This is a genomic window from Actinomadura barringtoniae (assembly GCF_017573505.1).
GTDB lineage: Bacteria > Actinomycetota > Actinomycetes > Streptosporangiales > Streptosporangiaceae > Spirillospora > Spirillospora barringtoniae.
Genome location: NZ_JAGEOJ010000028.1, coordinates 55,406 through 79,077, shown reverse-complemented (window position 1 = coordinate 79,077; position 23,672 = coordinate 55,406). Strand labels below are relative to the sequence as shown.

At 73.2% G+C, this 23,672-nt stretch carries 20 protein-coding genes; 10 read left to right on the top strand and 10 right to left on the bottom strand.

The window, feature by feature from the left end:
* Positions 1-153: 153 nt before the first annotated feature.
* Entirely contained in the window at positions 154-939 is a 786-nt protein-coding gene (locus J4573_RS46960) for an HAD-IIA family hydrolase (RefSeq protein WP_208262928.1), read from the bottom strand.
* 173 nt (positions 940-1,112) lie between these two features.
* On the opposite strand from J4573_RS46960, the gene J4573_RS46955 reads away from it, so the two are divergent.
* Together J4573_RS46955 and J4573_RS46950 are read left to right on the top strand one after the other, a co-directional pair.
* Entirely contained in the window at positions 1,113-2,795 is a 1,683-nt protein-coding gene (locus tag J4573_RS46955) for a class I adenylate-forming enzyme family protein (RefSeq protein ID WP_208262927.1), read from the top strand.
* Between the two features lie 22 nt (positions 2,796-2,817).
* The gene (locus tag J4573_RS46950; protein WP_307797483.1) at positions 2,818-3,264 is read left to right on the top strand and encodes a RidA family protein; all 447 of its coding nucleotides are present in this window, start codon (positions 2,818-2,820) and stop codon (positions 3,262-3,264) included.
* 113 nt (positions 3,265-3,377) lie between these two features.
* Here the strand turns inward: J4573_RS46950 and J4573_RS46945 are convergent, their stop codons facing one another.
* From J4573_RS46945 to J4573_RS46935, 3 genes are all read right to left on the bottom strand, one after another.
* Positions 3,378-3,953, bottom strand: coding sequence for a TerD family protein (locus tag J4573_RS46945; protein WP_208262926.1), 576 nt, complete (start codon positions 3,951-3,953; stop codon positions 3,378-3,380).
* A gap of 164 nt (positions 3,954-4,117) precedes the next feature.
* On the bottom strand, positions 4,118-5,917 hold the full coding sequence (locus J4573_RS46940) for an acyl-CoA dehydrogenase (RefSeq protein ID WP_208262925.1): 1,800 nt from the start codon (positions 5,915-5,917) through the stop codon (positions 4,118-4,120).
* Positions 5,918-6,031: 114 nt separating this feature from the next.
* The gene (locus tag J4573_RS46935; protein ID WP_208262924.1) at positions 6,032-7,099 is read right to left on the bottom strand and encodes an ACP S-malonyltransferase; all 1,068 of its coding nucleotides are present in this window, start codon (positions 7,097-7,099) and stop codon (positions 6,032-6,034) included.
* A 218-nt stretch (positions 7,100-7,317) separates the two neighbouring features.
* On the opposite strand from J4573_RS46935, the gene J4573_RS46930 reads away from it, so the two are divergent.
* A complete protein-coding gene (locus J4573_RS46930; protein WP_208262923.1) occupies positions 7,318-8,352 on the top strand; it encodes a 3-oxoacyl-ACP synthase III family protein in 1,035 nt (344 codons plus the stop codon).
* Positions 8,353-8,458: 106 nt separating this feature from the next.
* Here J4573_RS46930 and J4573_RS46925 read toward each other — a convergent pair whose 3' ends face one another.
* Together J4573_RS46925 and J4573_RS46920 are read right to left on the bottom strand one after the other, a co-directional pair.
* Positions 8,459-9,598, bottom strand: coding sequence for a serine hydrolase domain-containing protein (locus tag J4573_RS46925; protein ID WP_208262922.1), 1,140 nt, complete (start codon positions 9,596-9,598; stop codon positions 8,459-8,461).
* 55 nt (positions 9,599-9,653) lie between these two features.
* Positions 9,654-10,712: an aminotransferase class V-fold PLP-dependent enzyme gene (locus J4573_RS46920; protein ID WP_208262921.1), complete on the bottom strand. Its 1,059-nt coding sequence runs from the start codon at positions 10,710-10,712 to the stop codon at positions 9,654-9,656.
* 84 nt (positions 10,713-10,796) lie between these two features.
* Between J4573_RS46920 and J4573_RS46915 the strand changes: the two genes are divergently transcribed.
* The 4 genes from J4573_RS46915 (at position 10,797) to murJ (ending at position 14,948) form a co-directional block, all read left to right on the top strand.
* A complete protein-coding gene (locus tag J4573_RS46915; protein ID WP_208262920.1) occupies positions 10,797-11,780 on the top strand; it encodes a LysR family transcriptional regulator in 984 nt (327 codons plus the stop codon).
* A 60-nt stretch (positions 11,781-11,840) separates the two neighbouring features.
* Positions 11,841-12,620 carry an alpha/beta fold hydrolase gene (locus J4573_RS46910; protein ID WP_208262919.1) on the top strand — a complete coding sequence of 260 codons (780 nt, stop codon included), beginning with the start codon at positions 11,841-11,843 and terminating at the stop codon, positions 12,618-12,620.
* 85 nt (positions 12,621-12,705) lie between these two features.
* Positions 12,706-13,290: a TetR/AcrR family transcriptional regulator gene (locus J4573_RS46905; RefSeq protein WP_208262918.1), complete on the top strand. Its 585-nt coding sequence runs from the start codon at positions 12,706-12,708 to the stop codon at positions 13,288-13,290.
* 47 nt (positions 13,291-13,337) lie between these two features.
* Positions 13,338-14,948, top strand: coding sequence for a murein biosynthesis integral membrane protein MurJ (gene murJ / locus J4573_RS46900; protein ID WP_307797482.1), 1,611 nt, complete (start codon positions 13,338-13,340; stop codon positions 14,946-14,948).
* A 16-nt stretch (positions 14,949-14,964) separates the two neighbouring features.
* On the opposite strand, the gene J4573_RS46895 is transcribed toward murJ, so the two are convergent.
* Positions 14,965-15,939: a helix-turn-helix transcriptional regulator gene (locus tag J4573_RS46895; RefSeq protein WP_208262917.1), complete on the bottom strand. Its 975-nt coding sequence runs from the start codon at positions 15,937-15,939 to the stop codon at positions 14,965-14,967.
* Between the two features lie 100 nt (positions 15,940-16,039).
* On the opposite strand from J4573_RS46895, the gene J4573_RS46890 reads away from it, so the two are divergent.
* Positions 16,040-18,313 carry an ATP-binding cassette domain-containing protein gene (locus J4573_RS46890; protein WP_208262916.1) on the top strand — a complete coding sequence of 758 codons (2,274 nt, stop codon included), beginning with the start codon at positions 16,040-16,042 and terminating at the stop codon, positions 18,311-18,313.
* 796 nt (positions 18,314-19,109) lie between these two features.
* Here J4573_RS46890 and J4573_RS46885 read toward each other — a convergent pair.
* Positions 19,110-20,414 (bottom strand): hypothetical protein, encoded by a 1,305-nt coding sequence (locus J4573_RS46885; protein ID WP_208262915.1) that lies wholly within the window; start codon positions 20,412-20,414, stop codon positions 19,110-19,112.
* A gap of 3 nt (positions 20,415-20,417) precedes the next feature.
* Positions 20,418-20,867: a cupredoxin domain-containing protein gene (locus J4573_RS46880; RefSeq protein WP_208262914.1), complete on the bottom strand. Its 450-nt coding sequence runs from the start codon at positions 20,865-20,867 to the stop codon at positions 20,418-20,420.
* A 136-nt stretch (positions 20,868-21,003) separates the two neighbouring features.
* Here J4573_RS46880 and J4573_RS46875 point away from each other — a divergent pair, with 136 nt between their 5' ends.
* Positions 21,004-22,851 (top strand): hypothetical protein, encoded by a 1,848-nt coding sequence (locus J4573_RS46875; RefSeq protein ID WP_208262913.1) that lies wholly within the window; start codon positions 21,004-21,006, stop codon positions 22,849-22,851.
* Positions 22,848-23,018 carry a hypothetical protein gene (locus tag J4573_RS46870; protein WP_208262912.1) on the top strand — a complete coding sequence of 57 codons (171 nt, stop codon included), beginning with the start codon at positions 22,848-22,850 and terminating at the stop codon, positions 23,016-23,018. Before J4573_RS46875 ends, J4573_RS46870 begins: the two co-directional genes overlap by 4 nt.
* Positions 23,019-23,041: 23 nt before the next feature.
* Here J4573_RS46870 and J4573_RS46865 read toward each other — a convergent pair whose 3' ends face one another.
* On the bottom strand, positions 23,042-23,617 hold the full coding sequence (locus J4573_RS46865; RefSeq protein ID WP_208262911.1) for a TetR/AcrR family transcriptional regulator: 576 nt from the start codon (positions 23,615-23,617) through the stop codon (positions 23,042-23,044).
* Between the last annotated feature and the right edge of the window lie 55 nt (positions 23,618-23,672).

Genomic DNA, 23,672 nt, shown 5'->3' with positions numbered 1-23,672 from the left:
CTACGCCCCGCACACTCCCCGCGGCGCCCGACGGGCCCGTGACCGCGCACCGGCGCGTACGTGAAGCCGCGCCGAACGCGCCGTACCCGCCAGTACAGCGCGCTGATCGTCTCAGCGGCGATCGGTGATCGTGATCGGAGATCGGTGACCGTGTCAGTCGTCGATCAGGTCGATGACGTCGGCGATGGAGGGCACCACGCGCGAGGGGCGGAACGGGAAGCGCTCCACCTCCTCCTTGCGGGTCACCCCGGTCAGCACCAGGATCGTGTGCAGCCCGGCCTCCACGCCCGCGACGACGTCGGTGTCCATCCGGTCGCCGATCATCGCGGTGCTCTCGCTGTGCCCGCCGATCACGTTCAGCGCGGCGCGCATCATCAGCGGGTTGGGCTTGCCGACGAAGTAGGGCTCCACCCCCGTCGCCTTGGTGATCATCGCGGCGACGGCGCCGCACGCCGGCAGCGATCCCTCCGGGGAGGGCCCGACCGGGTCGGGGTTGGTGGCGATGAACCGGGCGCCGCGCTCGATCAGCCGGATCGCGCGGGTGATCTGGGAGAAGCTGTAGGTGCGGGTCTCCCCCAGCACCACGTAGTCGGGCTCCAGGTCGGTCAGCACGTACCCGGCCTCGTGCAGCGCGGTGGTGAGCCCGGCCTCGCCGATCACGTACGCCGATCCCTCGGGGCGCTGGTCGGCCAGGAACCGCGCGGTCGCCAGCGCCGAGGTCCAGATCGCCTCGGCGGGCACGCTCAGCCCGAGCGTCAGCAGCCGCGCCGACAGGTCCCGCGGGGTGTAGATGGAGTTGTTGGTCAGCACCAGGAACCGCTTTCCCGACGCCGACAACCGCCGGATGAACTCGTCGGCCCCAGGGACGGGCTGGCCCTCGTGCACCAGCACCCCGTCCATGTCCGACAGCCAGTACTCGATCGGCCTGCGCTCGGTCATGGCCCCATTCTGGCAGGTCGCGGCCCGCCTTAACGACCTTGGACCGGACACGATCTTCGCGGCGGCGCATTGACCCTCGCCGCGCCCGGCCCATAGATTCGCCGCAGGCGAGCCGAACCGCGTTCGGCGATGGAGCGCGGGGGCGCGGCCCGCCACCCCGCGGAGGTGCGCGCATGAGGAGCGTCCAAGAGGTGCGGGCGGCGATGACCGCCCCCGGACAGCCGTTCGAGATGGACGAGATCGACATCGGCGGGGTCGCCACCCGCGTCTGGAAGAACGCCCCCACCACGCTGCGGCAGATCCTGGAGATCTCCCGCGCCCACGGCGACGCCCCCTACCTGGTGTACGAGGACGAGCGGATCAGCTTCGCCGACCATCACGACCGCGTCGCCGCGCTGACACGCCGCCTCATCGACGACTACGGCGTCGCCAAGGGCGACCGGGTCGCGATCGCGATGCGCAACTACCCCGAATGGTCGGTGACGTTCTGGGCCGCGGCCGCCGCCGGCGCCGTCGTGGTCCCGCTGAACGCCTGGTGGACCGCCGTGGAGCTGGAGTACGGGCTGCGCGACAGCGGCGCCCGCGTCCTGGTCGCCGACGCCCAGCGCGCGGGCCGGCTCGCCGCCGCCCTGCCCGGCATGGACGTGAAGGTCATCGTCGCCCGCGCCACCGGCCCCATCCCCGACGGCGCCCGCCCGTTCGAGGACGTGCTCGGCGCCGTCACCCCCGGCGCCGACCTGCCGCCGGTCGACATCGGCCCCGAGGACGACGCCACGATCTTCTACACCTCCGGCACCACCGGCCGCTCCAAGGGCGCGCTCGGCACCCACCGCAACATCACCACCAACCCCGTGAGCCTTGCCTACGGCACCCTGTCGGGCGGGGTGCGCGCCGGCCGCGCGCTGGAGGAGCTGATGGCGCCGCAGCCGCGTGTGACGCTGCTCAGCGTCCCGTTCTTCCACGCCACCGGCTGCCACTCGATCCTGGTCACCAGCGCGCTGCAGGGCGGCACCGTCGTGCTGATGTACAAGTGGGACGCCGGCATCGCGCTGCGGCTCATCGAACGCGAGAGGGTCACCGGGTTCGGCGGCGTGCCGACCATGGCCTGGCAGGTCCTCACCCACCCCGACTTCGCCGCCCACGACACCTCCAGCCTCACCGGCGTCAGCTACGGCGGCGCGCCCGCCGCGCCCGCCCTGGTCGACACCATCAAGCAGCGGCTGCCCGACCGCGTCCCCGGCAACGGCTACGGCCTCACCGAGACCTCCTCGGTCACCACCTACAACAGCGGCGCCAACTACCTGGAACGCCCCGACAGCGTCGGCCCGCCCGTCGCCGTCTGCGACGTCAAGGTCGTGGGCCCGGCCGGTGACGAGCTGCCGCCCGGGCAGGTCGGCGAGCTGCTCATCAAGGGCCCCAACGTCATCAAGGGCTACTGGGGGCGGCCCGAGGCCACCGCGCAGGCCATCTCCGGCGGCTGGTTCCACAGCGGCGACCTGGCCCGCCTGGACTCCGACGGGTTCGTCTACATCGTCGACCGCGCCAAGGACATGCTGATCCGCGGCGGCGAGAACATCTACTGCGCCGAGGTCGAGGCAGCCCTGTACGAGCACCCCGCCGTCGCCGACTGCGGCGTCATCGGCGTCCCCCACCAGATCCTCGGCGAGGAGGTCGGCGCCGTCGTGGTGCTGCGGCCCGGCAGCAAGCTCGACGTCACCGACCTGCGGGCGTTCCTGCGCGAACGCATCGCCGCATACAAGATCCCCGAGCATGTGTGGTTCCGCGACACCGAACTGCCCCGCAACCCCGGCGGCAAGCTGCTGAAGACCCGGCTGCGCGAGGAACTGCTCACCTGACCCGCGCGCTACCGTGGATCTTGTGACGCATCCGCACTCGCACCCGCGCTCGCACCCGCACTCGCACCCGCGCTCGCACACCGAGATCGACCCGCCCGGGCTCGCGCTCGGCCCCGGCTACAGCCACGTCGTGGTCGCCGACGCGCCCGGCCGCCTGGTCGCCGTCAGCGGCCAGATCGCGCTGGACGCAGGCGGGCAGCTGGTCGGGGTCGGCGACCTGGCCGCCCAGACCCGGCAGGTGCTGGCCAACCTGCACGCCGCCCTCGCCGCCGCCGGCGCGGACTGGGACCACGTCGTCAAGATCGGCTACTACCTGACCGACGTCACGCAGGTCGCGGTGATGCGCGCCGCGCGCGATGAGATCGTGCCCGCCGCCTTCGCGCCCGCCAGCACCCTGGTCGAGGTGTCCCGCCTGGTCCGCCCCGACCTGCTCGTGGAGATCGACGCGCTCGCCGTCATCCCCGCCTGACCACCGCGCCGCCCAAGCCATCGCACCGGCCCTGACCACTGCACCGGCGCGGAACCGAATGAGGGCGCCCCGGCCGCAGCGGCCGGGGCGCCCTCACATCCGATCCAGGAAGATCAGACGTTCACGCCGTAGTCGGAGGCGATGCCCGCCAGGCCCGAGGCGTAGCCCTGGCCGACCGCGCGGAACTTCCACTCCTCGCCGTTGCGGTACAGCTCGCCGAAGACCATCGCGGTCTCGGTCGAGGCGTCCTCGGTGAGGTCGTAGCGGGCGATCTCGCTGTTGTCGGCCTGGTTGACGATCCGGATGAAGGCGTTGCGGACCTGGCCGAAGTTCTGCTGCCGGTTGTCGGCGTCGTAGATCGACACCGGGAACACGACCTTGGCGACCTCGGCCGGCACCGTGGCCAGGTTGACCTTGATCTGCTCGTCGTCGCCCTCGCCCTCACCGGTGAGGTTGTCGCCGGTGTGCTCGACCGAGCCGTCGGGGCTCTTGAGGTTGTTGAAGAACACAAAGTGCTTGTCCGACAGCACCTTCTGCTCCTGCGAGGTCAGCAGGGCGCTGGCGTCGAGGTCGAAGTCGCCCCCCGTGGTGGTCCGTACGTCCCAGCCCAGACCCACCACGACCGCGGTCAGTCCAGGAGCCTCCTTGGTCAGCGACACGTTGCCGCCCTTGCTCAGACTGACTCCCACTGTTGTGCACCTCCATAGACACCGCCGCGCGAGCCCTTGGCGACCGGCGCGGTCTGTTAGGAGAACGGTAGTCAACCGGTGACGGTTCCCTGCCCGCTTTCGCCCACGGCGTGGCGCCCCAGGAAGATCGCCACCAGATCGCCGTGAGGGCCTGCCCGCAGGGGTCAGCCGGGCAGGACGAACGCGGTCGGGGCCGTGACCTCGGGCGGGACGTCCAGAGCGGCCGCGATCGCGCCCGCGCGCGGCGCCAGCTCGTCGCACACCTCACGCCGTGCCGCCCAGATCCGGTCGGCCAGCCCCGGCCCGGCGACGCCCTCGTTCAGCAGCGACCCCGACCGCCGCTCGAGCCGGTCCAGCGCGAACAGCCGCAGCAGCGGCGCCAGCTCGGCCGGGCCCTCCTCGGAGGCGGCGGCGACGATCTCGAACATGGTGCGGTCGGCGCAGGCCAGCGCGGTCGCCTGCGCCAGCGCCAGGTTGTCGTTCCAGGCGTGGAAGGGGTCCTGACCGCCCTCCAACGCCTCGGAGACCCGGGCGGACAGGCGGTCGCGCAGCCGCCGCTCGCTCTCGCCCGCGGCGTGCAGCCACACCTGCGGCGAGGCCAGGTCGGCGTCCTCGGCCAGGTCACCGGCCGGGGCGGGCGGGGTGTAGCGGTCCAGGTCGGCCATCGCCCGCGCCGTGTCGAACAAGATCAGCTCGTTGTCGCCGCCGGCGTTCATGTAGGCGTGCGACAGGCCCCGGTAGCCGTTCAGGCGGTCGGTGCCGGCGAACCCCGGCGCGCCGCACCGTACCCGGCACATCGCCACGGTGTCCTGCGCTTCGAACGTGGCGGCGGCCTTCAGCAGCGCCAGGTCGCGGTCCACCGCCGACCACGGCGCCCACGTCGCCTCCGGACCAGCAGGCCCCGCGGCCGCACCGGCCGCCGGGCGCTTGACGTGGCCGGCGACCGCGGTCAGCGCGTACGCCGAGGCCAGCGAGCCCAGCACCGCCTCGCCCATGTTGCGGTAGCCGGTCAGCGGATGGCGCGGCGCCAGCCGCCCCAGCGTGACCCGCCCGGCCGCGTGCTCGTGCAGCACGACCGCCGACGCGCGGGTGATCGCCGCCGACACCGACACCACCGCCCGCCACACCGCCGGGCCGATCCCCATCGACCGGGTGAGGCGCGCCGCCGCGCTGCCCGCCGGGTCGTGGAACGCGCCGGAGGCGTCGATGCGGGCGTCGTCGCGCAGCCACGCCGAGTAGGGCACCCGCAGCTCGCGCAGCCGCACCGCCGCGTAGTCGACCATCAGGCCGGTGGTGTCGGGCGCCGGGACGATCTCCACGCCGTCAGGGATCTGGCCGCCGGGGCCGCGCACCGGCACCGCGAACACGAACACCCCGTGCTCGCGGCCCTCGTGCTCGAGGGTGGCGTACACGGCGGCGGTCTTGGCCAGTGCCGGATGGGCGGTGTTGGTGGGGAACTTGGCGGCCTCCCCGTCGGGGGTCGACAGCACGAACTCGCGGGTGGCGGCGTCGTAGCGGGCCAGGGTGCGCGGCGCCAGATGGCTGTTGCTGCGCCCCACCTCGGTCATCAGCAGCGCGCCGAACGAGTCCATCGACTCCAGCGAGTCGCGGGCCTCGCGCGGCCCCTCCTCCTCGGTGCCGAACATCAGGATCGGGCCGAGCGCGAGCGTGTAGTGCAGCAGCATCAGGTGGAACAGCCCCGGGTCGGCGATCGCGGCACGTTCCAGCAGGGCGCACAGCGCGGGCGGCTCGGCCAGCAGCTCGGTCGCCGGCGGCGCGGTCAGCCCCGCGTGCCGCAGCCGCCGGTAGGTGAGGGCGTGCCGGTCCTGGACGGTGAGGCCGTCGGGGTAGCCGAAGAACTCGCCGGGGATCGCCTCGTTCAGGCGCGCCTGGGTCTTGGCGGCCAGGCCCGGGCCGCGGACGAAACGCAGCAGGCCGGTGTCGGGTTCGGGGGTGGTGCCCATGCTGCGCTCCTGTCGTCGGACGGTCACTGTGGAACGCGCTGCCGGACGCGGCGCCGGACGCGGAGCGCCGGTCCGCAACGCACACAAGGGGCCCGTGCGGGCCCCCCGGGGGGGTCAGTCCATCGGCTTGCCCTGGGCGGGGACGCCGGAGATGCCCGGCGCGGACTTGCTCACCGACGGCCCGGACGGCTCGTCGGCGCCGCTGGCCGGGGCGCGACGGCGCTCGCGCAGCGGCGCCAGCGTCGGCACCCCCGGGATGGTCAGGCGCGCGCACTGGCACAGCGCGTTGCCCGCCCCGGCCTCGGTGAACGCGGTGGTCCCGGCGGCGTGCACGGCCCGCAGGATCTCCGGCAGCCGCACCGGCTTGACGATGCAGTCGGTGAGCGCGCGGTGCAGGTCGTCGTCGTCGCGGTAGGCGCGGCCCCGCACCGGGGAGTAGACCGGCAGCTCCAGCGGCCGCTGGTCGAACGCGCGGATCATGGCGTACCACTCGTCGTCGGCGCCGGCCATCGCCGGATGATGCGACAGGTAGGGCACCGCCAGGCGCACCGCGCGGATGCCGCCCTGCACGGCGGCGGCCAGCACCGCCTCCAGCGGCCCGTCCGGGCCCGACACCACCGTGACGCCCGGCGCGTTCAGGCACGCCACCACGACCTGCGACTCGCCGGTCTGCTCGATGCAGTCGCGGACGGCGTCCTCGTCTGCCTCCATCAGGCCCATCCCGCCGCCCTCGCCGCGGCGCGACAGCACCCCGACCAGGCTGACGGCCATCCGGGCGCCGTCGCTGACGCTGAACACGCCCGCGCAGACCATCGCGGCGATCTCGCCGAAGCTCTGCCCGATCGCGAACCCGGGAGCCAGGCCCTCGGCGCGCAGCACCCGCTCCACCGACACCGAGGTGGCGTAGGCGGCCAGCTGCGCGACGCCGGGACTGCGCGCCGCCGCCCGGTAGGAGGCGGGGTCGTTCACCAGGATCGAGCGCATCGAGGGCCACCCCGAGCGCGGCAACCCTTCGTCGACGGCATCGACCACATCACCGATGATTCGGGGGGCCGAGGGCCCTGCGGCCGACAGTGCCAGAAGATCGGGGGCCGCGGCCGATCCGGTGCCCGGAAACAGGAAGGCGCAGACATCGTCTGGCTTGAGTTCGTGCGTCCAGCCGGGAGCGAAAGCGAAGGACACGCGGGGGTCTCCTTACCTGTCAGGAAGGTTGGGTTTCCCTACTAGATAAAGACCGCTTGACAGAGAGTTATGGAACGAAAGTTATGAAATGGGATTATTCACGCAAGGGATCGGTCTGACAACAGTCTGTGCCGTCAGTGTCTCGCGCCGGCGCCGATGGGAACAGAGGAAACGGAACCTCCGGCCCACCCCCTTAGGGCCGGAACGGGAGGAGTGACATGGACGGGCGGCCGGCCGAACCTCGGAGTTGGGCGATCCGAGGCACCGGTTCGTATCTCCCCGACCAGCGGGTGTCCAGCGATGACCTGTCGCGTGCGATGGGCCTGGACCCCGGCTGGATCGAAGGCCGGACGGGCATCCGCCACCGGCACGTCGCCGCCCCGCGTCAGGCGGCATCAGACCTGGCGGCGGCCGCGGCGCGGCGGGCTCTGGCCGACGCGGGCCTGGAACCCGGCGACATCGGCCTGATCGTGCTGGGCACCTCGACGCCCGACGAGCTCGGGCCCTCCACCGCCTGCCGGGTGCAGGCGGTGCTGGGCGCCACCCGGGCCGCCGCGTTCGACGTCGCGGCGGCCTGCACCGGGTTCGTCTACGGGCTGCAGGCGGCCGTCGGGTGGCTGTCCACCCAGCGCGGCGCGCCACCGCACGTGCTGGTCATCGGTGTCGAGGTGTACTCCAAGTTCCTCAACACTGGCGACCGCGCCACAGCGGCGCTGTTCGGCGACGGCGCGGCGGCCGCGGTCGTCGGCCCCGCCGCGCCGCCCTACGGGATCACCTCGATGGCGCTCGGCGCCGACGGCACCCGCGCCGGCGACGTGCTCATCCCCGCCGGCGGCAGCCGCATGCCGGCCGGGCCGGGCACGCTGGCCGCCCTCGGGCACACCATCCACATGGACGGCCGGGCCGTGCGCCGCTTCATCGTGGACATCCTGCCCAAGGTGGTCGCCGAGGCCGCCGACTCCGGCGGCGTGAAACCGCGCGACCTGGCGCTGGTCGTACCGCACCAGCCCAACCCCAAACTGGTCGCCTCGCTGGCGGCCGACGCCGGGCTGGATCCGGCCCAGATGGTGATCGCCGGGCAGGACGTCGGCAACATCGGCGCCGCCAGCCTGCCCTACGCGCTGGACAAGGTCGCCCGCACCCGCGGCATCGAGGAAGGAGAGCTGGTGCTGCTGGCCGGGTTCGGGGCCGGGCTGACCTGGGGCCACGCGCTCATCATGTGGCCGCCGCCGCAAGACCGCATGGCCGCCTGAACGGACGGAGGACACCGGCCGGCCGGGCCCGCTCACCAGCCCCGGCCGGCCACCCGGCGGCCCATCCGCGGCCCATCCGCGATTCCTCTGCGGCTCAGCCGGTGACTCAGCCGGCGGCCAGGCCCGCGTAGGCGGCCAGGACGATGCCCAGGCCACGGTCGTCGCCGAGGGTTCCCGGGTTGAGCATGTGGCTCATCGTGTAAGCGACCGTCATCCGCGCGTCCAGGTCGACCACCACCAGCGAACCGCCCCACCCACCCCAAAAGCACGTGCGCGGGTTCGGGGAGATCGGCAGCTCGTCGCTGCGCAGCCCGTACCCCATCCCGAACCGCAGCGGCACGCCCAGGCAGCGGTCCTTGCCGTTGGACTGCTCCTGCATCACCCGTTCGCAGCCCGCCTCCGACAGCAGCCGCACCCCGCCCACCGCGCCGCCGCACGCCAGCGCCGACTGCACCAGCGCGACCGAACGGGCGTTGCCGTGCCCGCCCGCCGCCGGGATCTCCGCGCGCCGCCACTCCGCCGTGTTCGCCGTGTCGGCCGAGAATCGCGGATTGCCCCAGTGGCGCGCCAGCGTCCGTTCCGCCTCCAGCGCCGGGCCCTCGGTCGCGGGCGGCGCGGGGATGATCGGCGCGACCCGGTGGTCGTGCTCGGCCGGCAGCCCGATGTGGAAGTCGGCGTTCAGGGGACCGGCGACCTGCTCGGCGAAGAACGTGCCGACGCTGACGCCGGTGACGCGGCGGATCACCTCGCCGACCAGATATCCCTGGGTGAAGGCGTGATAGCCCGACTCGGTGCCCGGCTCCCACGCCGGCCGCTGCCGCGCCAGCGCCGACGTCGCCGCCTCCCAGTCGTACAGGGCCTCGGTGGGCAGCGGCTCGGTCCAGCCCGGTAGGCCCGCGGTGTGCGACAGCAGATGCCGCACCAGCACGTTCTCCTTGCCCGCCTGCGCGAACTGCGGCCAGTAGCGGGCCACCGGCGCGTCCAGGTCCAGGACGCCCCGGTCGGCCAGGATCAGCGCGCACAGCGCCGTCATGGGCTTGGTCGTCGACCAGACGTTGACGATGGTGTCGCGTTCCCACGGCCGCGTCCGCGCCGGGTCGGCGTACCCGCCCCACACGTCGGCGACCGGCTCGCCGTCCACGAACACCGCCGCCGACGCGCCGGCGCCGTCCAGGACCAGCGAGGCGGCCAGCGCCTCCCGTACGCCGCCGAACCGGTCCTGGCACGAGCCGTTGATCTCGCTCATGTAACGCACGGTAAATCGGACCGGACGCGGAGACCAGACCGGATCCCGCCGGGTATCAGCGGGCGGCGGCCACCGGCGCGGCCAGCAGTTCCAGCGCGCGGTCGACGTCGGCGGCGGTGTTGCTCAGGTGGAACGAGCAGCGCAGCCGCCCGTCCCGCACCGCCGCGACCACGCCCGCCTCGGCCAGCAGTTCGGCGGTGCCGTCCGGGACGGGCAGTGACACGATCGCCGAATCCCCCGGCGGCAGTTCCAAACCCGCACGGAACCTGTTCGCCAGCGCCAGGTCGTGCTCGTGCACGGCCTGCACCCCCACCTGCTGCAGCAGTTCCAGTGCCGGGGCGTGCCCCAGCCACGACTGCCAGGCGGGCGACAGGTCCAGGCGGCGCCCGTTGGTGGCCAGCCGCAGCGGCGGCCCGTACAGCGAATCCCACACGTCCGCGCCCGAGTACCACGACGCCGCCATCGCCGGGAGGCTCGCCAGGGCCTCCTCGGTGCCGCTGAGGAACGCGGTGCCGCGCGGCCCCAGCAGCCACTTGTAGCCGCCGGTCACCATCAGGTCGACGCGGTCGGCCGGGAGCGGCAGCCAGCCCGCCGCCTGTGTGGCGTCCAGCATGATCCGCGCGCCGTGCGCGCGCGCCGCTCCGATCAAGTCCTCCATCGCCGCGACCCGCCCGTCGGCCGACTGGACCGCCGACACCGCCACCAGGTCCACGGCCGAGTCCACCGCGCCCGCGATCTTGTCCAGCGGTACGGCGCGGACGGTCAGGTCCGGGCGGGCCAGGAACGGGAACAGCACCGAGGTGAAGTCCTCCTCGGCGACCAGCACACTCGCGCCCGAAGGCAGCGAGGCGGCGACCAGGCCGACGAAGTAGGCGACCTGCGGGCCGATCGCGACCCGCTGCGGCGGCACGCCGATCAGCGCCGCGTAGGCGGCCCGGCAGCGGGCCACCGCCTCGTCGCCCATCGCGGTCGTCAGGCGCCCCGCGGCCCGGTCGCGTTCGGAGGCCAGCATCGCCTCGTGCCCGGCCCTGGGCGCCAGCCCGTAGCTGGCGGTATTGAGGAACACGACGCCCGGGGCGAACTCGCGCTGCGCGTCGGAGATCGAGATGCTCATGCTCCGATCATCGCCACTCGCCGAGCCATAGGTCAAAGTGGCATCTTCTGCACTGCCCATAAATCTGATTGATAGCTTGGGGCCATGCTGGACCTGCACCGCGGCCGGATCCTGCGCGAGGTGGCGCGGCGGGGGTCGATGACCGCCGCCGCCAAGGCCCTCAGCTACACCCAGCCCGCCGTGTCCCACCACATCGCCCGGCTGGAGGCCGAGGTCGGCACGCCGCTGGTCATCCGGCACGGCCGCGGCGTCCGCCTCACCGAGGCCGGCCGGATCCTGGTCGAGCACGTCGAGGACGTCATGACCCGCATGGCCGACGCCGAGGAGCAGATCGCCGCCATCGCCGGGCTGCGCGCCGGGCGGGTACGGGCCGCGGTGTTCCCCACCGCCACGGCCGCGCTGCTGCCCGACGCGCTCGCCGCGCTGCACCGCCGCGTCCCCGGCGTCACCGTCACCCTGATGGAGGCCGAACCGCCCCAGGCGCTGGAGGCGCTGCGCTGCGGCGAGGTCGATCTGGCCGTGGTGTTCTCCTACCCGCAGGGGCCGCCCGACGCCGACGCCCGCTTCCGTGAGGTGGCGCTGTGCGAGGACCCGATCCTGGTCGCCGTCCCCGACACCCACCCCCTCGCCGACCCGGCGGCCGGCGAGGAGCCGCGGCTGGAGCAGCTGGCGCAGGAGACCTGGGCGACCGGGTGCCAGCGGTGCCGCGGCCACCTGCTGCGCGCCTGCGAGCAGGCCGGATTCCAGCCCCGGATCGCGTTCGCCACCGACGACCACATCGCCGTGCAGCGCCTGGTCGCGCGCGGCCTGGCCGTCACCGCGCTGCCCGCGATGGCGTTCACCCTGCACCGCGAACCGGGCCTGGCCCTGCCGCCGCTGCCGGCGCTCGGCCGCCGCCAGGTCACCGCGATGGTGCCCGCCGGGCCACGGCCGCCCGCCGTCGCCGCTCTGCTGGACGAACTGGCCGCCGCCGCGCGCCATCACCAGCCCCATCCGCACCCGCCGCCCCACAAATTCCGGCATTTCCAGACAGCCGGAGACGATGATCAGGCGCACGCCGCCTCTTGACGCCCGCGTGCCGGGGCGCCATAACCTTCGTGACGCCGCGCGCCCACGAGGGAGACACCGATGCCGTCCATCACCGTCGAAGACGCCACCGTCCACTACGCGGCCGAGGGCAACGGCCCGGGCCTGGTGCTGGTGCACGGAACCCAGGGCAGCGGCGAGACCAACTGGGCCCACCTCGTGCACGCCTTCACCGACGCGCGCACCGTCATCCGCCCCGACTTCAGCGGCAGCGGCAAGACCACCGACGGCGGCGGTGAGCTGAGCGTGGAGGGGTTGGCCGGGCAGGTCGCCGCCGTGGCGCGCGCCGCCGCCGACGGGCCCGCGGACGTGGTCGGGTTCTCGCTCGGCGCCGTGGTCGCCGCGGCCGCCGCCGCGCTGCGGCCCGGCCTGGTGCGCCGCCTGGTCCTGGTCGCGGGCTGGCCGTACACCGGCGACGCCCGCCAGCGGCTGATGTTCCAGCTCTGGCGCGACCTGGTCGCCCAGGACTTCCAGCTGTTCAACCGGATGGCCGTGCTGTGCGGCTTCAGCCCCGCGTTCGTCGAGGCGATGGGCGAGCAGGGCATCGCCGAGGCCGTCGCGTCCGGATCGCGCGAACCGGGCCTGGACCGCCAGATCGACCTGGACCTGCGCGTCGACATCCGCGGCCTGCTGCCCGGCATCACCGCGCCGACCCTGGTCGTCGGGCTCACCCAGGACCAGATGGTGCCCGGCTGGGGCCCGTCCGCGCTGCACGAGGGCATCTCCGGCAGCCGCTACACCGAGATCGACAGCGGCCACATGGTGATCTTCGAACGCCCCGCCGAGCTGGTCGACCTGGTCCGCGGCTTCATCCTCGACTGACCCGCCCCGGCTGAGGCGGCGCCGCTGGTCCCGGGGTTGATAGGGTTTACGAACGAGCATTCACTAACCCTGGGGAGGACGGCCGGTGGCACGACCGCGCACCACCAGCGACGAGGCGATCCTGGCCGCGGCCGCGCGGGCGCTCGGCCGGATGGGCCCCGGACGGCTCACCCTCGGCGTGGTCGCCGAGGAGTCGGGCCTGTCCCCCGCCACCCTGGTCCAGCGGTTCGGCTCCAAACGCGGCCTCCTGCTGGCGCTGGCGCGCCGCGCCGAGGACGGCGCCCGCGAACCGTTCGAACGGGCCCGCCGCGACCACCAGAACCCGCTCGACACCCTGCACGCCGCCCTCGCCGACCTGGCCAGGGGAGTCCGAACGCCCGAGGAGATGGCCAACAGCCTGGCGTTCCTGCAACTGGACCTCACCGACCCCGAGTTCCGCGCGCACGCCGCCGCGCACGCCCACGCCATGCGCGACCAGATCGCCGCGCTGCTCAGCGAGGCCTCGGCCGCCGGGCTCCTCACGCCCGCCGCCGACCCGCGGCGGCTGGCCCGCGCGGTCCAGGTCGCCTACAACGGCACCCTGATCGTCTGGGCGCTCACCGGCGACGGTGATCTCGCCGCCGCGCTGCGCGAGGACGTCGGGGACCTGCTGGCGCCCCACCGGACCTGAAACTGGCGCCCTGCCAATAACGTTGGGCACACTGAAGGGACCGAACGGTGCGCGAAGGGGGCGGCATGGGCGGCACGGCCGAACGCGACGATCTGGTGCGCGCGGGCAGGGCGATGGCGATCGCCACCGTCGCCTCGCGCGCCACCGGCTTCCTGCGCGTGCTGGCCATGGGCGCCGCGATCGGGCTGTCCTCGGGCCTGGCCTCCAGCTACACCGCAGCCAACACCTTCCCCAACGCACTGTTCGAACTGCTGTTCGGCGGCGCGCTCGCCAGCGTCATGGTGCCGCTGCTGGTACGGGCCGCCGAGCAGGACCGCGCCGCCGGCGACCTGTACGCGCGGCGGCTGCTGTCCCTGGTGATCTACCTGCTCGGCGCCGCGACACTCGTCGCGGTGCTGCTGGCACCCCAGATCGTCAGCGTGTACGCGGTCGGGTTCCACGGCGCGCAGCGCGAGGCCGCGATCGGCTTCACCCGCTTCTTCCTGCCGCAGATCTTCTTCTACGGGATGAGCGCCGCGCTCGCCGCCGTCCTCAACGCGCGCGGCAAGATGACCGTCCCGATGTGGGCGCCCGCCGCCAACAACCTCGTGGTCATCGCCACCGCCGGGGTCTACCTGCTGATCGGCGGCACCCAGCGGCTGGGCGACCTCACCCCCGCCCAGAGCCTGGTGCTGTCGATCGGCACCACCGGCGGGGTGATCGCCCAGATGCTCGTGCTGGCCTGGGCGAGCCGCCGCGCCGGGTTCCGCCTGCGGCCCAAGGCCGACCCGCGCGGCATCGGCGTACGGCGCATCCTGCGGCTGGCCGGATGGACGCTCACCTCGGTGCTGGCCGCGCAGGCCGCCGTGCTGTGCACCACCCGGCTCATGTCGAAGGCCGCGCCCGGCGCCATCGCCGTCTACGGCAACGCCTACACCCTCTTCCAGCTCCCCTACGCGGTGATCGCGGTCACCGTGATGACCGGGATGCTGCCCCGCATGAGCCGCGCCGCCGCCGGCCGCGACCTGGCGGCCGTGACCGCCGACCTGTCACGCAGCCTGCGCCTCACCGGCGTCGTGCTGCTGCCCGTCGCGGCCGCGCTGGTGCTGCTCGGCCCGCAGATCACCACCGTGCTGTTCGGCCCCGGCGGCGCCGCCCAGGCAGGCCCCGCCGTCGCGGTCTTCGGCGTCGCGCTCGTGCCGTTCGCCGCGTACCAGATCATGATGCGGACGCTGGCCGCCCTGCAGGACACCCGCACCCAGGCCCTGATCGGCATCACCGTCGCCGCCGTCACCGCCACCGGAGCCCTCACCGCCGCCCACCTGGTGCACGGCCCGCTCCTGGTCGCGGTCATGGCGGGCTGCTCGGCCACCGGCTACACCGCCGGAGCCCTCATCGGCGCGCACGTACTGCGGCGCAAGCTCGGCCGCATCGACGGGCACCGCCTGGCCACCAGCCACGCCCGGATGTCGGCCGCCGTGATCCCCGCCGCGCTCGCCTCCCTCGCCGTCCTGGCCCTCATCGGCCCCGCCGCCGGTGACGGCCGCGCCGGATCGCTGGCGACGCTGGCGGCCGTGGCGCTCGCCGGAGCCGGGCTGTACGCGGCGGCCTCACGCTGGATGCGGGTCCCCGAGTTCGGGATCGTGGTCGGCGCCTTCCCGTTCGCCCGCCACCGCTGACCCCCGCCCGCGCCCCTCAGCCGGCGGCGCGGACCAGGCGCGCACCCAGCTCGCGTAGCCGGTCGGCGAGCTCGGCCGGCTCACGGACCTCGAAATCCACGTCCAGATAGGCGATCCGCAACGCCGTGTACTCCATCGAGTCGGCGGCCAGGCGCAGCACGCAGGAGTGCTCGTCCACCGGCTCCACCTCGGCGTCGCTCACCCGGTACCGGTCGGCGAGCTCCTCGGCCGAAACGTGCACCAGCAGCACCGCCTGCACCGACGGCCGTGAGGCCGCCAGCGCCCCGCGCACGAACTCCGCCGCGCTCGCGCCGCCCGGCAGCTCACGCGGGCCCGCCCGCACCCCCGTTCCGGCGGGATCGTCCATGCGGTCGACGCGGAACGTCCGCCAGCCGGCCCGCTCCACGTCCCAGGCCACCAGGTACCAGCGGCGCCCCGCCCACACCAGCCCCTGCGGCTCGGCCAGCCGCCTGGTCTGATCGCCCTCCTTGGCCCGGTAACCGAACCGGACCCGCTCCCGGTCACGGCTGGCCGAGGCCAGCAGCGTCAGCGTCTCCGGATCCGCCGCCGGGCCCGCAGGCGGCTCCGCCAGTGGCGCCGAATGGGTGTGCAGGGCGCCGACGCGGCGCCGCAGCCGGTCCGGCAGCACCTGCTCCAGCTTGGCCAGCGCCCGCAGCGAGGTCTCCTCGATCCCCGCGACCGCACCGCCCGCAGCGCCGCCCGCCGCACCGCGCAGCCCCACGGCGATCGCGACGGCCTCCTCGTCGTCCAGCAGCAGCGGCGGCATCGCCGTCCCCGCCTCCAGCCGGTAGCCGCCCACCGACCCCAGCGTGGCGTGCACGGGATAGCCCAGGTCGCGCAGGCGGTCCACGTCGCGGCGGACCGTGCGGGCGCTGACGGAAAGGCGCCGCGCCAGTTCCGGGCCGGTCCATTCGCGGCGCGTCTGCAGCAGCGACAGCAGAGACAGCAGCCGGGCAGAGGTGTCGGTCACCTACCCCAGTATCCCCGCAATGAGGACAGGCCCTGACCTCATTCGCTCATAGCCTCGGCATCGCCGGTGAAAAGCCGGCGAAACGATCAGGAGGAGCAGCGTGCACAGCGACCACATCGTGATCAGCGGGGCCCGGGAGAACAACCTCAAGGACGTCTCCCTGCGCATCCCCAAGGAGAAGATCGTGGTGTTCACCGGGGTGTCGGGATCGGGCAAGTCCTCGATCGTTTTCGACACCATCGCGATCGAGTCGCAGCGGCAGCTGAACGAGACGTTCACCTGGTTCATCCGCAACCGGCTGCCCAAGCACGAACGCCCCGACGCCGACGTCATCGACGACCTGTCCACCGCGATCGTCGTCGACCAGAGACCGATCGGCGGCAACTCCCGTTCCACCGTCGGCACCATGACCGACATCCACTCGGTGCTGCGCGTGCTGTTCTCCCGCTACGGCACCCCCAGCGCGGGCGGCGCGGGCGCCTACTCCTTCAACGACCCGCACGGCATGTGCCCCGAATGCGACGGCCTGGGCCGGGTGGTGCGGCTGGACCTGGACAAGCTGCTGGACACCTCCAAGTCGCTGAACGAGGGCGCCATCGACTTCCCCCAGGTCGCCCCCGGCACCTGGCAGTGGGGCCTGTACGCCAAATCCGGGCTGTTCGACCCCGACAAGCCGCTGCGCGAGTACACCGAGGAGGAGTGGGAGCTGCTGTTGCACGGCAAGGGCTTCAAGCTGGCGAGCGGCAACACCTATCAGGGCCTGGCCGACCGGTTCGAACGGCTGTGGATCAACCGCGACCTCAGCTCCCTGTCGGACAAGAACCGTGAGGCGGCGCTGCGCGTCACGACGGAGCGGACCTGCCCGCTGTGCGACGGCGCCCGCCTGAACCAGGACGCGCTCGCCGCCCGCATCGACGGCCACTCGATCGCCGACCACTGCCGGATGGAGATCAGCGACCTCATCGCGGCGCTCGGCCGCATCCGGGGCGGCGGCGCCGAAGCGGTCGCCGCGACCGCCGTCACCCGGCTGCGGCGGCTGGAGGAGATCGGCCTCGGCTACCTCAGCCTGGACCGCGAGACCTCCACGGTGTCGGGCGGCGAGGGCCAGCGGCTCAAGGTCGTACGGCACCTGGGCTCCAGCCTCACCGGCATGACCTACATCTTCGACGAGCCCAGCGTCGGCATGCATCCGCGCGATGTCGGCCGCCTGAACGCCCTGCTGCGCCAGCTGCGCGACCGCGGCAACACCGTGCTGGTGGTCGAGCACGACCCCGACGTCATCCGCGTCGCCGACCACATCGTCGACATGGGCCCCGGCGCGGGCACCGCCGGCGGCCAGGTCGTGTTCGAGGGCACCCTCGCCCAGCTCGAACGCGCCGACACCCCCACCGGGATCGCGCTGCGCCGCGGCACCGGCGTCAAGGACGCCTTCCGCGAACCGACCGGCTGGCTGACCGTCACCGCGGACCGCCTCCACAACCTCACCAACGTCACCGCGCGCTTCCCCGCCGGCGTGCTGTCGGTCGTCACCGGCGTCGCAGGATCCGGCAAGAGCACCCTGGTGTCGCGCGTGCTGGTCGGCGCGCACCCCGGCGCCATCGTGGTCGACCAGTCGGCGATCGCCGCCTCGCGCCGCTCCAGCCCCGCCACCTATCTCGGCATGATGGACCAGATCCGGCGCCTGTTCGCCGACGCGAGCGGCGCCGACGCCGGGCTGTTCAGCTTCAACTCCAAGGGCGCCTGCCCCGAATGCGACGGCAACGGCTTCACCGTCACCGACCTGGCCTACATGGACCCGGTCACCACCCGCTGCCCGGCCTGCGGCGGCACCCGCTACCGCCCCGAGGCGCTCGCGCACACCCTGCACGGCCGCACCATCGTCGACGTGCTGGCCATGACCGCCGAGGAAGCGCTGGCCTTCTTCACCGAGCACGGCGGCGGCAATGGCAACGGCGGCGCCAAGATCGTGTCGCGGCTGCGGGCGCTGAACGAGGTCGGGCTGGGCTACCTGGGCCTTGGCCAGCCGCTCAGCACCCTGTCGGGCGGCGAGCGCCAGCGCGTCAAGCTCGCCGTGCGGCTGCGCGAGACCGGCGCGGTGTACGTGCTGGACGAGCCCACCACCGGCCTGCACATGGCCGACGTCGACACCCTCGTGGCGCTCATGGACCGCCTCGTGGACGCCGGCAACACCGTCATCGTCATCGAGCACAACCTCGACGTGGTGAAACGCGCCGACTGGATCATCGACCTCGGCCCCGGCGGCGGCAAGCACGGTGGCCGCGTGATCTTCGCCGGAACGCCCGCCGACCTGCTCGCCGACACCGGCTCCAGAACCGCCGAGCACCTGCGCCGCGACGTCGCCCGCGCCGCCTGACCGTGCCGTCCGGTGGCAGCATGCACCGACTTTGGTCTATACGGCGATAGCGCATCGGCCGCATCGAGCCCGCCCCCGCGCCCGGCAACCTGGAAGGGTGAACAGCGCAGGGGCAGGCAACGGCGGCCGATGGACGCTCGACCACCAGGGACACCGCCTGGAGATCGAGACCGAACGGACCGGCTGGCAGCGCGTCATCAGGCTCTACGTCGACGGCGAGCAGGCCGCCGAACAGGACGAGGTCCTGATCAAGGGCGAGGTCGAGCACGGCGAAGCCAAGATCGTGGTGGCCTTCGACCCGCTCGGCCTGCGCGACGGCCAGGCCGGCCGCGTCGAGCTCGTACCGCCCAAGCCCGACGACGCCAAGAAGGACCAGGGCAAGCAGGACAAGGCCAAGGACGAGAGCAAGGACGACGACAAGGCCAAGGCCGAGAAGGTCTCGTTCACGCCTCCCCCGGGCACCCGGGCTGAGCGGCGCGAGGAGCTGGCGCGGCGCTACCCCAAGCTGTACGCCTCGCGGCTGGTGGTCGCGGCCGTCGGCAAGGTGGCGTTCGGGCTGCTGGGCGTCGGCGCGCTGATCAAGGTGCTGCTGTCGTACGTGCCCTGGCCGCACGTCGACCTGCCCAAGATCGACCTGCCGTCGATCCCGCTGCCCGGCATCTCCCTGCCCGACCTGCCGCTGCCCGACGTCTCGCCGCCGGGCTGGCTGGCGGTGATCCTGGGCACGAGCAAGTTCTGGGTGCCGGTCCTGATCGCGGCCGGCGCCGCGGTCAAGGAGGTCCAGCGCCGCAAGAAGTCAGCCGCTGAGCAGGGCGAACAGCCCGGCGCAGGTCAGGGCGACCATGACGGCGGCGATCGGAAGCTGGCCGAGAAGCGTCCGTCCGGGCGGCTGGGTCCGCAGGGCCAGGTCGTGCGCGGCGATGGTGGCGCCGATGTGCCCCAGGACGATCGCGTTGACCTGGACCTGGGCGGTGATGGTGGGGCTGACCAGCCCGTAGTCGACGCGGTAGCCGGTCGAGCCGAGCAGGTTCAGGCCGGTGCCGAACGGGTCGCTGGCCAGGATGAAGGTCATCTGCCCCTCGAGCATGAAGAACGAGAAGTAGTGCGCGAGGGTGTAGCCGAACGCGATCGGCAGCAGCGTCGCGGCGAAGCGGCCGGGGAGCTCGGCGGGATCGTCGCCGGTCAGCGCCGCGCTCACCCGTAGCGCGCCGACGTACAGCACCGCGACCCCCGCGATCGCGGCCGCCAGGCCCAGCGTCCCGGCGACGATGCTGGTCGGGTCGACGTTGTCGCGCCAGTACGTGGTGCGGGTGATCCCGTCGAAGCCGGTCGAGCCGATCAGCACGCACGCCGCCGCCGTCAGCCCCGCCTCGCCGGTGACCCGCATCAGCCCGGTCAGCGGGGTCCGCAGCACCAGCGTCCCGTCCGCGCGCCGCCCGATCGGGCACAGCCGCGCCATCAGGCTGGAGTAGGCCTCGAAGCCGTCGCAGCGGGTGAACCAGTCCCGCCCGTACACCCAGGCCAGGCCCACGTTCAACGCTGCGTAACCGCAGATCAGCGCGCCGACCAGGCGCGGGTCCGAGCGATGCGGGGCGACCAGCTCCAGCCATACGAACCCGGTGAGCCACCCCGCCGCGGGCCAGTAACCCAGCCGCTTGGACAGCGGGCGCCGGCCCTGGGCGCCGGTGCGGGTGAGGGCGCACAGCGCGGCGTGCAGGGTCCTCAGCGGGTTGACGCGCCGCCACACCGGGCCGAGCAGCACGCTGACCGGCACCAGCCCCACCCAGAACGTCACGAACAGCGCCCACGGCGCCAGGTTGCGGCTGTCGGTACCGGGCCCGGCCACCGCCACCACCAGCACGAACGCGGTCGCGGCGAACGCCAGCACCCGCCCGGTGACCGTCAGCGCGCGCGAGTCCAGTACGCGGGCGATCCGGGCGGGCAGCGGCCGCCCGGCGTCCGGGCTCAGCCGCGGGCGGCGCCACGCCGCCGTCAGGGCCAGGAACGACGCGGCGACCGCCGCGCCGCCGCCGATGATCGCGGTGACGGCGTCCATGGGCAGGTCGGTGCGGCCGCCGAGCCCGTGCGCGAGGACGTGCACCGGTCAGCTCACCTGCAGCTCGAAGACGCGGGCCCCCGAGTGGTGCAGTTCGGCCTCGAACACCCCCGGCTTGTCGGCGACCAGCTGCAGCGTCCCGGGACGGCCGGGCTGAAGCTCCAGCTCGCGGTCGTAGCCATGCAGGTGGAACTCCTCGCCTGCGTCGCTGGTGACGGTGATCCGCACGGTCGAGCCCAGGTGCACCTTCACCGTCCTGCGGGCGGTCTGGACTTTCCCCCGGGTGACGGTGGCGGTGACGGTGGTGACATCGGTCTTACCCGGCGAGCGGGTTCCGGCGGTCTGTGCCGGGGAGGACCCGCCCGAGCTCCCCGACGGCGCGGAGCCCCCGGACGCCGAGCCCCCGGAGTCCGGCGCCGGCTTGCCGCATCCCGCGGCGGCCACCAGCATCCCGGCGGTCAACGCCGCCATCACGGTCCATCGCGCCGCGCGTCGCATGTCGCTCCCTTCGATCCGGTGGCTAACACCACAGACGGTGACACTAGACAATGACACATAGACGGATGACATACTCCATTCGGGGGGCGTTCAATCACCGTTTGGTCGGCAATGGGAGTGACCCGTGTGGGAGCGAGTGAACGACACAGGACTGACCGCCGCCCTGCAGCTGGCGGCGGCGCAGAACAAGCCCGCCGGCGGCGCAGCGCTTGACCAGGTCTTCATCGCCTCGGGCGCCGCGGCCGTCCTCACCACGTTCCTGCTGGTCTTCGGCTGGGGACACCGCACCGGCAAGATCAACGTGCTGGCGCGGCTCGCCGCCCTCTCCGAACGCGGCCCCGGGCGCGGCCTGCCCGGCTGGGCCGCGCTGCCCTCGGTGGTGGCGCTGGCGTCCCTGCTCACCGCGCTGCTCGGCATGTACTGGGACATCTCCCTGCACATCTCGCACGGCCGCGACGAGGGCCCGCTGGCCAACATCGCCCACTACCCGATCCTCATCGGCCTGTTCGGCATCTTCACCGCCGGAGTGCTGGCCGTGACGCTGCCCAAGGGCGAACGCCCCGGCGCCGCCGCCGTGCGCATCACCCGCGACTGGTACGCCCCGACCGGCGGCGTCCTGCTCGCCGGAGCCGGGTTCTACGCGCTGCTCGGCTTCCCCCTCGACGACATCTGGCACCGCATCTTCGGCCAGGACGTCACCCTGTGGGGCCCCACCCACCTGATGCTGATCGGCGGCGCCGGGCTCTCGCTGGTCGCCATGATGATCCTGGAACGCGAGGGCCGCCGCGCCTGGTCCGGCTCCGAGGGCGAGGAGCCGCCCGCCGCCGCCCGCTGGATCCGCCGCGGCATGATGGCCGGCGGCCTGCTGGTCGGCCTGTCGGTCTTCCAGGCCGAGTACGACTTCGGCGTCACCCAGTTCCGCCTGGTCCACCAGCCGCTGCTGATCGCGCTGGCCGCCGGGTGCGCCCTGGTCGCCGCCCGCCTGTGGGTCGGCCGCGGCGGCGCGATCTTCGCGGTCGTGTTCTACATGCTGGTACGCGGCGGCGTCTCGCTCATCGTCGGCGGCGTCATCGGCGAACTGTGGGCGGCCGTCCCGCTGTACTTCGCCGAGGCGCTCTGCGTGGAGCTCGCCGCGCTCGCCCTGGCCCGGCGACCGCTCGCGCTCGGCGCGGTCAGCGGCGTGCTCATCGGCACCGCCGGGTTCGGCGCCGAGTACGGCTGGAGCCACGTCGCGATGCGGCTGCCCTGGACCACCGACATCCTCGTCGAAGGCATGATCATGGCCGTGGTCGGCGGCGTCGCCGGCGGCCTGTGCGGCGCGATGCTCGCCGAAGGGCTGGAGGGCCGCCTGCCCCGCCCCGCGATCTCCCGGACGCTGCTGGCCGTATCCCTGGCCGGGGTCGCCGCCGCGATCGCCAACGGCCTCATCATCAACGTCCCGCACGGCCAGAGCGCCACCGTCACCCTCACCGACACCCACGGCGACGCCGCCCACCGCACCGCCAACGCCAAGATCGTCCTGTCGCCGCCCGGCGCCGTCGACGACCCCGCCTGGGTCACCGTCACCGGCTGGCAGGGCGAGGGCCTGCAGGTCCAGCACCTGATCAAGGAGGGGCAGGGCGTCTACCGCACCCGCGAGCCGATGCCCGTCCACGGCGACTGGAAGACCCTGATCCGCATCCACGACGGCCGCACCCTGGCCGGGGTGCCCGTCTACCTGCCCAACGATCCGGCGATCGGCGCCAAGGAACTGCCCGCCGCACAGCACTTCACCCGCCCCGTGCAGAGCGAGAAGAAGATCCTGCAGCGCGAGCTGAAGAGCGGCGTGCCCGGCTGGCTGTGGCTGGCCTGCTCTGCGGTCGTGCTGTTCTGCACCCTCGTGCTGATCATCTCGCTCGGCTGGGGCGTGTCGCGGATCTCCCGCTCGCTACCCCCCGAGGGCGCCAAGCGGCCCGAGCCGGTCCGTCCCAAGGTCCCCGCGTGAACGGCGTGAACGGCGTGACAGGCGCCGACGGAGTCCTGGCCACCCATTCCGCCATCACCGCCCTGCCGTTCTTCGTGCCCACCTTCATCGTCGTCGCGGTGATCGCCTTCGTGATCTGGCGGGACCGCCGCCGCGGCGACGACGAAGAGCACACCGACGCCTCCTGACCTCACCCGGAAGCAGCCAGAGATCAGGCCTGCGCCAGCAGCCGGTCGACCAGTCCGGCGATGTAGTCGGGGGTGAGCGGGCCCGCGCCGAACAGGACGCGGATGTACATCGGGGCCATGACGTGGTCGAGCACGCCCATCACGTCGGGTGGCTGCTCGCCGCGTTCGGCGGCGCGGTCGAGCATGGCCTGCACGAACTTGGTGCGTTCGGCGAGGAAGTCGTCACGCGCCCGCAGACCCGCCTCGCCCCGGTTGGACAGGGCGACGGTCAGGCGCAGCACCGCCAGGCCGTCGGGTCCGGTGATCTCGCGCGCCACCTGGGCCGCGTAGGCGTGCAGGTCACCGGCCAGGCTCCCGGTGTCGGGCATCGGTGACTGCGTGTTCAGGCGCGTGAGCGCCACGTCGGTGAGCAGGGCCTCCAGGGTGCCCCACCGGCGGTAGACGCTGGTATCGGCCACGCCCGCGCGGGCCGCGACGTCACCGACCGTGAACTCGCCGTAGCCGCGCTCGGCGACCAGGTCCGTGACGGCCTGATGCACCGCGGCCCCGACACGGGCGCTGCGCCCGCCGGGCCGCCGGACCGGCTTCATTTCTTCCATGGCGCCACCTTAGCGCAGTTGCCAGTTGCGTTAACGCGTCCCATCAGTTACCTTC